The 10493-nt window shown below is 44.5% G+C and carries 10 protein-coding genes and 1 pseudogene; 7 read left to right on the top strand and 4 right to left on the bottom strand.

The window, feature by feature from the left end:
• Positions 1–631: 631 nt before the first annotated feature.
• The 5 genes from abc-f (at position 632) to QUA33_RS26365 (ending at position 6702) form a co-directional block, all read left to right on the top strand.
• Positions 632–2233 (top strand): ribosomal protection-like ABC-F family protein, encoded by a 1602-nt coding sequence (abc-f, locus tag QUA33_RS26385; RefSeq protein WP_333152499.1) that lies wholly within the window; start codon positions 632–634, stop codon positions 2231–2233.
• Between the two features lie 12 nt (positions 2234–2245).
• Complete coding sequence (locus QUA33_RS26380) at positions 2246–3103, top strand: hypothetical protein (protein WP_333152497.1); 858 nt, start codon at positions 2246–2248, stop codon at positions 3101–3103.
• A gap of 506 nt (positions 3104–3609) precedes the next feature.
• Positions 3610–4653 carry a hypothetical protein gene (locus QUA33_RS26375; RefSeq protein ID WP_333152495.1) on the top strand — a complete coding sequence of 348 codons (1044 nt, stop codon included), beginning with the start codon at positions 3610–3612 and terminating at the stop codon, positions 4651–4653.
• 250 nt (positions 4654–4903) lie between these two features.
• Positions 4904–5677, top strand: a complete 774-nt coding sequence (locus QUA33_RS26370) for an ABC transporter permease (protein WP_333152493.1) — start codon at positions 4904–4906, stop codon at positions 5675–5677.
• A 125-nt stretch (positions 5678–5802) separates the two neighbouring features.
• On the top strand, positions 5803–6702 hold the full coding sequence (locus QUA33_RS26365) for an ABC transporter ATP-binding protein (protein WP_333152491.1): 900 nt from the start codon (positions 5803–5805) through the stop codon (positions 6700–6702).
• A 37-nt stretch (positions 6703–6739) separates the two neighbouring features.
• Here QUA33_RS26365 and QUA33_RS26360 read toward each other — a convergent pair whose 3' ends face one another.
• The 3 genes and pseudogenes from QUA33_RS26360 to QUA33_RS26350 form a co-directional block, all read right to left on the bottom strand.
• A complete protein-coding gene (locus QUA33_RS26360) occupies positions 6740–7093 on the bottom strand; it encodes a DUF4915 domain-containing protein (protein WP_333152489.1) in 354 nt (117 codons plus the stop codon).
• Between the two features lie 615 nt (positions 7094–7708).
• Positions 7709–7963 (bottom strand): hypothetical protein, encoded by a 255-nt coding sequence (locus tag QUA33_RS26355; RefSeq protein WP_333152488.1) that lies wholly within the window; start codon positions 7961–7963, stop codon positions 7709–7711.
• A 153-nt stretch (positions 7964–8116) separates the two neighbouring features.
• Positions 8117–8839, bottom strand: a pseudogene (locus QUA33_RS26350) (IS1 family transposase).
• Between the two features lie 535 nt (positions 8840–9374).
• Here QUA33_RS26350 and QUA33_RS26345 point away from each other — a divergent pair.
• A complete protein-coding gene (locus QUA33_RS26345) occupies positions 9375–9560 on the top strand; it encodes a hypothetical protein (protein WP_333152486.1) in 186 nt (61 codons plus the stop codon).
• A 1-nt stretch (position 9561) separates the two neighbouring features.
• On the opposite strand, the gene QUA33_RS26340 is transcribed toward QUA33_RS26345, so the two are convergent.
• Positions 9562–9801 (bottom strand): hypothetical protein, encoded by a 240-nt coding sequence (locus QUA33_RS26340; protein WP_333152483.1) that lies wholly within the window; start codon positions 9799–9801, stop codon positions 9562–9564.
• 235 nt (positions 9802–10036) lie between these two features.
• Between QUA33_RS26340 and QUA33_RS26335 the strand changes: the two genes are divergently transcribed.
• On the top strand, positions 10037–10493 hold a 457-nt coding region (locus QUA33_RS26335), incomplete at its 3' end, for a DUF4347 domain-containing protein (protein WP_333152481.1).

Genomic DNA, 10493 nt, shown 5'->3' with positions numbered 1-10493 from the left:
TTTTAGGTCAGGGAGTTTTTTCATTCCTCTATCTAATGTCTATCTCGTTCTCTTGTCAAGGGGGTTGAGCAATTACAGTTGTTATATGATGTCGGACCGATCGACCCGACATCATACAGCGTATCCGCCTCTTCCTTACTGTGCCAAACTCTTGGTTTAAGTAGTTGAAAATTTACCTAGATCTGAATTTAAGAAAAAACCGCTAAAATCAACTAAAACAAAACCAGAAATTTTTGCTATATAAGAATTTGTGCCATTATTTTTAGATAAATTAGTACAGTAAGTAAAGAAGAGCCAGTATGATGTACAGTGCGCGCCTTACCACTACAGATGGTGTCAAAATAGATTCCTTGCGTCCAAGACTGTATCCGTTGTACCCCAGAATTCAAAACATCTGTGGCTTGACAACGTAAAACTCGTGTAATATACTGTAATTGATTGTAGTCTATCAATTCTTACTGCCATGAAGCTAACTGCTGGTTGCTAACCCATCCCGATCGATTTCCAACGCTCTGTGCTTTAAACACTACAAAAGCCAGAGATTTGAATTGGGTAGCGACCTCTCGATCGTACTGCGATCGAGCGTCCAGCACTACGAGGACGGCTCAGCAAACCAAGATGGAGCAGAAATATGCAAAAGAAAGCAATTCTCAACGCAGCTAATTTGACCTGCGAAGTCGCACCCACACGGACTTTGTTCGCAGATATCACTGTTGCGATTCATGAAGGCTCGCGCATTGGCTTAGTCGGTCGCAACGGCAGCGGTAAATCGACCTTGCTCAAGCTACTTGCCGGACAACTAATCCCGCAGATTGGCACAGTCGCGAGGACAGGTAGTGTTTACTATCTGCCTCAAGTCAGTACCCTGAATCTGTCTGCATCGAATGAATTGGTACTGGACTGGATCGCTTCTCATTCGGATGAATGGTGGACGGTGACGACGTTGCTAGAGGAGAAGTTTGCCTCGGAAGTCTCGCTATCTCAGGCTCTGGGCACAGTGAGCGGTGGAGAACTGACGAAACTTTGCTTGGCGATCGCTCTATCGAAGCAGCCTGATATTCTGTTGTTAGATGAGCCAACAAATCATTTAGACCTGTTAACCCTGGAACAGTTGCAGACAGCACTGCAAGAATTTTCTGGTGCTTTCGTTATTGTCTCGCACAAGCCGTTTTTTCTCGATCGCACCGTCGATACAATTTGGGAATTAACGCCAGCGGAGTTAAAGGTTTACGGTGGCAACTACTCCTTCTATCGATCGCAAAAAGAAATCGAACATCAAGCCGCATTACGCGCCCGCGAAGTAGCGCGAAAAGAACTAAAGCGAGCGAAAACATCAGCATCTCACGAACAAGAACGAGCCGCCAAATCTCGCCGCCTAGGTCGCAAACGTGCCGACAGCATTCCGAGTGGTGCGTGGAAGCGACAAGCTGAAGTAATGGCAGGAAGTGCTAAGAAAAAACACGAACTCGCCGTAGAAAAAGCAACTAATCAAGTTGCCGCGACCAAAATCAGAACGACGAAAACAACCAGAGTTAAATTAGAAGAATGCAGTCAAAAAAATAAAAATTTAATCGATATCCAAGGTGCTGACTTGAGATTAGGAGAGCGCCGATTAATCAAAAACATTCAGCTTCATGTATCGTCAGGCTCGCGCATTGCTATTGCTGGAAAGAACGGCTCGGGAAAATCCTGTTTAGCTCAAGCCCTTTTAGGAAGGGAGCGAACTCCAGCAATTTTAGAAGCAGGTGAAATTGCCATAAAATCTGCCATAAAAGGGGTATATCTCGATCAAAGCTATGAAATGGTCGATCGCTCTCTGACAGTCCTAGAAAATATGCAAATGGCAAACCCAAACTTAGACTATGAATTGCTGCGACAGCAATTAGGAAATTTTCTATTTTTCAATGATGAGGTGAACAAGCCTGCATCTGCCTTAAGCGGCGGTGAGTTAGCGAGATTAGGGCTGGCTGCGATCGGCATTTCTCAAATTGATTGGCTCATTTTAGATGAACCAACAAATAATTTGGATTTGGAAACAGTGAATCAGATTGTTGATGGAGTCAACGAGTTTCAGAGCGCCCTCTGGGTGATTTCCCACGACCTCGACTTTCTGAGCCGCATTGGAATCACACAAGCCTACCAACTCCACAACGGCAAACTTCAGCCGCTGATCCATCAACCGCATGAGTTGGAACGTTATCATCAGGAATTACTTGAGATGCAAATGTCTTAATTCAGAAGCTCAGTGGTGCAGCCTACATCAGCAGGAGTAGCCAAAGCTCCTATTTTGGGAAGAAGACAATTTCTAGTTTCTGGGCAATACTGGATCAAACACAGCTCAACATTTGAGGAAACGCTGATGAGATTATTGCGAACAATCGCCGCTCTATCGGCGGCCTTGACCCCACTGATGGCTGAAGCTGCCTTTAGCCGTCCCATGCCGGGAACAGCCGATTTTCCCAGAGCCTCAAACCCCGATGTAAATGTGCCGGTTTGCTTCATCGAAACCCGAGGCGGCACAACTTTTGATTTAGTCAGCTTGTGCGGCAGCAATGCTGCTCCCCAAAACACTGCTCCGGTTGCGGGCAACCCCGCCAATGCTCCTGCAAATAACCCCAATGGGGCTGCTCCGGCTGCTGCCCCGAACCCCAACGCTATCACCAGAGATGGTGTCGGCACGCCGATAACTACTCCAACAGGCACGGCAAATCCCAACAATCCCAATAATGCCAATCCGGGAACTTCGCCGAGTACCAATCCCAATAATGCCAATCCGGGAACTGCGCCGAATACCAATCCGAATCCGGGAACTACGCCGAATACCAATCCGAATAATCTCAATCCGGGAAGTTCGCCCTATATCACTCCCAATAATGCCAATCCGGGAACAGCGCCGAATACTAATCCGAATAATCTCAATCCGGGAAGTTCGCCGAGTACCAATCCAAATAATAGTGCGTCTCCCACGGGTGGAACTGCTGGCGATAGCAACAGCGATTTAGTCCCCAATCCCAATCTCAATCTTCCGAGAGTGCCGCCGAGTTCCTTTAGCCCCGGAGGTGTGGCACCGACTAGAGATGCGATTGATGGCCCCCGCCAGTAATCGGGGAAGTGTCAGAACTTTCATCACAGAAACCGGGTTTCTCTGAAACCGTCTCTTTTTTAGGGATTGTTCGCCCGCGAGAAAGCCGGAATATTTATTTGCCTGCGTAATATTGATGTCAGGTGCGATCGGCATATTTTGTAGCAGAGTAGCGAAATAAAAGTTAAGCTAAGAACTTGTAGACGCTATCGGCCAAGGACTCTTTTAAAACTGGACAACCAGGTAGAAGCAGTGAGAAATAGCCAGCTTTAATCCGTAACAGGATTAGTTATCAGCACAGGTTAAAATTATTCCCAGGCGGGTGCTTGCCAGCTCCAAGTTCTCAAGCTAAACCATTCAACAGGCATATTTTTGTTAAGCCAGTGTGGTTTGGAAAGTACCGGCTGATAACATTAGCTAGACAAAATTAACCCGATTATTCGGAGGCTCTTCATGAGCAAAATATTTGTTTTAATAAATTGGAACAAAATTGCTCTAGACCCGATCGCACTTGAGGAGGACATCTAGTGTCAAACTTAGTTCAACGCTTAGAAATAACCGCTCATCCGCAACTTGAAAAATCCCTCGGCTATCGAGGAGATAGTCGCTGGGTAGCTTGGCGCTGGGAACCCGATATCGACCAACTTATTTCCAGCGACGGCAAAACAGTCGGCACTGGCAATAATATGGCTTGGCTGGTGTTTTTGCAGCACGATTTAGTCGATCCTGCGGTACAAGAGTACAACCTCGGCGAGGGCGATCGCTACTGGCTGCTTTTAGACACCGAAACTAGAAATCTCTACGTCGGCGAAGGGAAAACTGTTCAAAGTCTGCTCGAACAGCCGGAAAGTTTAGGTTTATTGGCCTGTCTCGATGGCGGGAATGCCGATCGACAAACTGGTGAAACTTGGCAGCAAACCCTATCTCAACTAACAGCCAAACCAGTTGTCCGCCACCTCACAAATGCCCTTCCTTTCGGTATCGCGGCCGCTTTGATAGGTGCTTTAGGCATCGGAACCGGATTGTGGGTTGTGCCGGCGGTGCAGCAGAAAATAGCCGAAAAAGCTGCTTTTATTTCCCCAATTAGTTCTGGCGCCAACTGCGGGCTTGGCGGTTCCGACGATTTTTCAGGTTATATCGGTTCCTCAAGCGGAAACAAAGAACTTCATTTAATAGGCGTTTACGAAGCCAATGCGGATCACAAGAACCGAGATTTATCACAAAGTGCGATCGAAGTCAAAGTAGAACGCCGCAACAAGCCAATAATTCTCGCACTTTCAGCCTACGAACCAGTGCAATGGAACATTAGCGCAGAACCGGGCGCAGTTATCGAAAAAATCATCGTTAACGGATACCACAACCAAACTGTTTCAGGAGTTTCTGGAATTCCAATTGAAGAGCACAGCTACGAAGAAACCGGAGACAATCTCGGCGACTTTATCTACAACTGGGGTGCTACCCCTGAAAGTAGCAATACTTCTTCCCTCGTGACTAAATTGGAACAGAAAAACGGCACCAGTTTAACTTCCTTTCAAGGATGCTACAGAGGTAAGAACTTTAGTATTAATTGAGAGCAGCGAGAAACCGCGACAAGTTATACAATTTCCGATTTTCGATAGGGAATAACTGATTAGATATGGATTTGGAATTTGTTACAGTTCCATGCTTTTTTTTACTTGTGTTAAAACCTATCCCCCTAAAATCACAAAACCCGCGCCGGCGGGTTTTTTATTGAGAGTTAAACTTATTGGCACCTCTATGGTATGATATCCGGTGGCGCGATCGCCAATTCTCAATTCTAACAATACTAATATATTTGCTATGAAATACTGGTACGAAACGCTCGCAGTAGCACAGCGGATTTTAATTGAATTGGGGAGGCGGCGACGCAGCTTAGTATTGTGGAGTATTTTTCCAGTTTCTATCTTGCTAATTAACGGTTTAATTTTAAAAGAACGCGCTAATCTCACCACAGCAAAAGCCTTTGAAGTTGCTGCACCTGCAAGCTTAGTAGGAGCAGCTTTATTTTTTAGCTGTCTCGGTGGTAGCGTAGCAACAGTAGTAGCAGAGCGAGAACAGCATACCCTCAAACGCTTGTTTATTTCCCCGCTGAGCGGCACTTCCTACTTTTTAGGAATTTTTCTTGCTCATAGTTGCATCGGCATCGGTCAGGTAATTTTAGTATACACGATCGCCTCTTTTTTAGGAGCCAAATTCCAAGGCTCTCTTCTGCTAGGATGTGCAATTATTCTGCTCAGTATTGTATCTTATGTAGGTGTAGGCTTTATTCTCGGCACCCAGTTTGCGAGGCGCACTGAAGATGTCAACTCGCTAGTAGCTGCTTTCGGCGTTCCTTTGTTGATTTTAGGAGGCGCATTTTTGCCAACTTCCCTGTTTCCCAAAAGTCTGCTGGAACTCGCCCAGTACAATCCAGTTTATCACATGAACGAAGCGCTGATGGGCGTGTGGGCTGACGGCAAAGATTTGGCTGATATTGCAGAACACTTTTGGTATTTATTCATATTTTCTATTGCCATGATTGCAGGTGGATGGCTTTCTTACCGCAGGATGCTGAGAGTAGAAAAAAGACTTTAAAACTATCTCATTATGTCGTAATTATTCATCTCTCTCTTCTCTGACTCTGCGCCCTCTGCGCTCTCTGCGGTTTAATCGTTCAGAAACAACCGTAAATATATAAAATAATACGGAGAATTAAAGCAGTGCTGCAAATTGAAAAGCTAAATAAGTCCTATGGCGAGCGTTCAGTGCTTAAAGATTTAACACTGCACATCCAAGCTGGAGAAATTTACGGTTTACTAGGACCAAACGGGGCGGGCAAAACTACAACTATTAATATTTTATGTAATTTGCTAAATGCAGACAGCGGCCAGGTTTCCATCAATGGCGAACCTGTTTCCGAAGCTACTAAATTATTAATAGGTGTAGCTCCCCAAGAAAATTTGCTTTACAAAAGCCTTAGCTGCGAAGAAAACCTCAATTTTTTTGCTCAAATTTACGGCTTAGAGCGCAAGCAGCGGCGCTATCAAGTAAGACACTGTTTGAAAGCAGTAAATTTGACAGATAGAGCTACAAGTCCCGTGGAAACTTTGAGCGGAGGAATGCAGCGCCGTTTGAATATTGCGGTGGCTTTGGTACACCAACCTAAATTAGTAATTTTAGACGAACCGACAACGGGTTTAGATATTGAGGCACGCTATGAAATTTGGGAGTTAATTCAGCGATTGCAATCGGAAGGAATTACAATTTTGCTGACAACTCACTTGTTGGATGAAGCTGAGCGTCTTTGTCAGAGAATCGGGATTCTGAAAAATGGCAGTATTGTAGCTGAAGGTAGTTTAGAAGAGTTGCAAAAACTGATTCCAGCTCAAGAAATTATCGTGGTAAAAACCGACGAAGAAGCTGAAGTCATCGCTCGCGCTAAACAATACAGTTTTATCCCCCGCCGCTACGGTAGCGATTTAGCTTTTTGGCTGCCGGAACGTTTAGAATTAAAAGAGATTATTTTGCTGTTCGACGGGATTTCTATTGATTCAATCGCTCGGTATCCGGTGCGATTAGAACATATTTATGTCGAAGTCACCAAACAAACTGCATCTTAATCTGCGTTCATCCGCGTACATCCGCCACCATCTACAGTTAAAGTTCCAAAGTAATTAACTGAGCAATTTCTTCAGTCTGAAAGCCCAACGCCATCGGCTTTTGCACTGCCGGAATCACCTGCACATCATAGAGTTCCGTGACAATCCCTTCAAACCGCAACCAGTGAACGATCGCTCCAGTAGTCAAATCGATCGCCGTCATACCACAGCGAGGCTCAGCATCCTTTGCTACCCACAACTCATCCAATTCTAAACCGCTAAAAGAATTGTCCCCTCCCCGATGTTTCGAGAGTCCAACAATTGCCCAATTTTGCCAAAATGCCAGTCCCCGCACACCCGCACATGGGAGCATCCCGGTTTTGTAAATGGTTAAAAGTATGATAAGAGCCAAAATTTTTCGCCCTCCGCTATATGAGAGAACGCAAAAGTTATCGCCCGCACGCTAACCGAACTGGCGAGAGAGGAGTATCTAAAGTATGGGAGTTGGGAAGGAAAATAAAAAAGAGGTGTCTATATTCTAGATTAATTCATTCAAGTAAGCACACCTAAGTTTGAGCATCTGATTAATATTTTTACGACCCCACTGAGCGCCGGAAATTTTCAGTCTTCTATCAATCTGTTTCACTAATGATTCCACCGCTCCCCACCCAATAGCACAAATATTTTGGCCGGACAAGAGTTGATAGTTAACAATTCGATTCCGATGTTTTGTGAGATATTTACAAAAGTTGGTAGTCTGACGACTACTGCACAACTCAAACAACTTAATGGTTTCATCACGTGCGACCTTGCCATAACAATTCTTTGGCTCTAGACAGCCGTTTCCTAGACCCTGCTACTTTGTACAGATTTTCGACTTTATGATATCAGTCTAATATTTCTAGGCGATTGCCATCCGGATTGAATTTACCGATGATATTCCAAATTGCGTCATGTCCATCACCCAAACAAGTCACTAGGGAATTTAACGGCTGACGATTGACATAATCAATTAATACTTCATTTTTCAGAAAATATGCAGCATAAAAGCTGCCATGAAGACTAACTGCTTTATAATCGAGCCGCCGTGAGAACCTTCCCCTTTTGGTCCTCTAACACGCACTTTCCCTCCATCCACACTGGTTTCTGTAATGGGGGCGAATGCTACTGGTTCAACCCATTCCTGGTTTTCTACCAATCTCTGTAAACTGGTATGACCTATCTTGACTCCCGTCTGTACTTCAATTTCTTGAGATGCCTTGGAATAGGATAACAGAGCCACTTGTCGCAGACAGCATTTCTCAAGAAAAGGGGGCAAGGGAGTCGATTTTTTGAGATTTAATTTTTCTGCTTGTTTTTCGGTAATTTTTGGTAGTACCCTGAAGGAAAGGATCAAGATGATAAAACAAAACCGAATTCAAAAAAAAGTAGGTATCTAGAGTTGTAAACTAGCATTATAATGATGTACAAAACTCCAAATTGCAGCCATATGATTTTCCAATTTCTAAGAGTTGGATAAGCTTTTTCTCACCAATCGAGATACTCGTTGTCGAAGGGTGCAGTTAAATCGCTCGATATAGCTGGTACAACCACTATCTTTGTCTACACTATAATGACGTTTACTGGGAAATACTGAATCATAAGCACTCCAATGGTCAGTATAAATTACAGCACATTGACGGTAAACAGGTGGCATGGAATTCCATAAGGCAAGAGCTGATACTGCGCTACGATCTCCAATATGTACACCAACAATTTCCCTAGTCTGGGCATCCAATGCCAGCCAAACCCACTGCTGATTGCCTTTATTGTCAACAAACGACCATAACTCATCCATCTGAACATTCAGGCGCTTTTTTGGCTTGGAACTCACCTCCACTTGCTTCTTAACAACAACAGCTCGGGCATTTACGTACCGCCGCACTGTATCTTCTGACACTTGTAATACCCGAGCAATTCCGGCTTGAGAAATACGTTCAAGTAGCATCCGCTGGATTAAATCCTGTTGTTCTTTCGTAATAGCTTGCCACGCCGGATTTAGAACAAACTGACGACTACATTCTCGACATTTGTAGTTTTGTTTACCATGCCGAGTCTGACCGTTACGACTAACTTCTTCGGAGCCACAATTGGGGCAAGAATTAATTTCTACTGTCATATCACCAAAGGCAAACACTCTCTCTAATAGTAGCTTAATTTTACTCCATCCTTTCCTTCAGGGCACTACCCCCTCTCGTTCTAGGTACAAAGACAATCAAGCTTTTAAAACAATAGTCCGGACAGTTTTTATATGGCCCAATGGCTTATTCTGTAGGACTTCGCAGCCACTGTGGATAATTAAATCAATGTCAGCTCCACCCCTGACTTACATTTAATTCGACTTTTTTACGATCCTTGCCCCGCGTAAGCTTGTAGTATCGTTCCAAAAACTGTCCGGAGTATTGTTAAACAAGCATCAGCAAATTCCTTCGCAACTTCTTTCAACTTTACTTTGTCCGTAGCAATTGGCTTGTGAAGTTTAGAATCCAGCAGAAATGCGCCGCTGTAAATGCTGGCGCCCATTTCAAAAAAGTTGGCTGCAAAATTTGCGGGCGGTTGAAAACATAGGTAGACGGGTTATTTGTTTATCCCCTTACTGTCTTGATTTTAACCCTATTAAAATGCGGTGGTCGCAGCTTAAATCTTTTTGGCGGATGTTCTCTCTCCATACCCCAGACAGGATCGATCGGCTCGCAGCAGTTGTCCTTAAGTTGATGAATCCTAAGCCTTTAAGATATTGGTTCACTGCTGCTACCGTACCTCACAGCATCGGCAAGTGCTGTAAATTCCGTGCGATCGCGGATGGCAGCGCTGCAGAAATAGGGGAAACTGATAGATAGGTTAAATAAAAATAAGCGAAATAAACAAGGTCGCTGGCAGTTTCAGAAGCTCTGAATCCAAGGCTGTATCTACCCCTAAACTCGCTTTTGGAGGGCGCAATATGTTGGCTTCTTTAAGGGAAACCACTCGATTCTCGGAATACGCAAATCCTCTATCCAAAAGCTTTGTATTCAAGGACTCCAGCATCAATGAAGGTGAATATTTTGTTTCCAGATTTTTGATTGAAGAATCTGACTGCATCGAGAAAATAACCTCGGAACTTCACAAATCGGTCTTTATTCTTAGAGAGATTGACAAAGTTTGCACAATTTTTAACCACTGCTCGTAGCAACTGCAATTAGGTTTTGTTATCCTCAGTTCAGATTACCTCGATCCATACAAACGTTAACTGCCAAAATCGCACAGCTATCAAATAAGCTTGATGAGATTGCTCCGGGGCGTATCTACCAATAATGCCCTTAATGGAGTCTCCAAAATGAGTTCTACATTCGCTCAAGTTAACTCACAATCTTCTTTTGAAAAACGACCACTGCGCTCCTTAGTCTTCATTGACTCCGGCGTGAAAGATTACGAGTCAATTACAGCGGGAGTGCTGCCCGGACAGCAGGTAGTAATACTCGATCGCACCAAATACGGCATCGAACAAATCACCTCGGAGATGGAAAAGTACGCCTCTACTAACGGGGCGATAGACTCGGTTCACATTATTTCTCACGGCAGTTCTGGCAGCCTACAATTAGGCAATACCGCTCTGGGTTCTGATAACATAGAGCAATACAAAAGCCAGTTGCAAAAGTGGCAAACTTCACTAGCCCCACAAGCAGACATCATGCTGTACGGCTGCGATGTAGCCGCCGGTACAGGTGCTAATTTCGCCGATCGATTCAGCCAATTAACCGGGGCTGACGTTGCGGCATCGACCAACACAACCG

The organism is Microcoleus sp. Pol14D4 (assembly GCF_036701245.1).
Taxonomy (GTDB): domain Bacteria; phylum Cyanobacteriota; class Cyanobacteriia; order Cyanobacteriales; family Microcoleaceae; genus Microcoleus.
The sequence above is the reverse complement of the archived record's forward strand: the minus strand, read 5'-3'. Positions and strand labels throughout refer to the sequence as shown.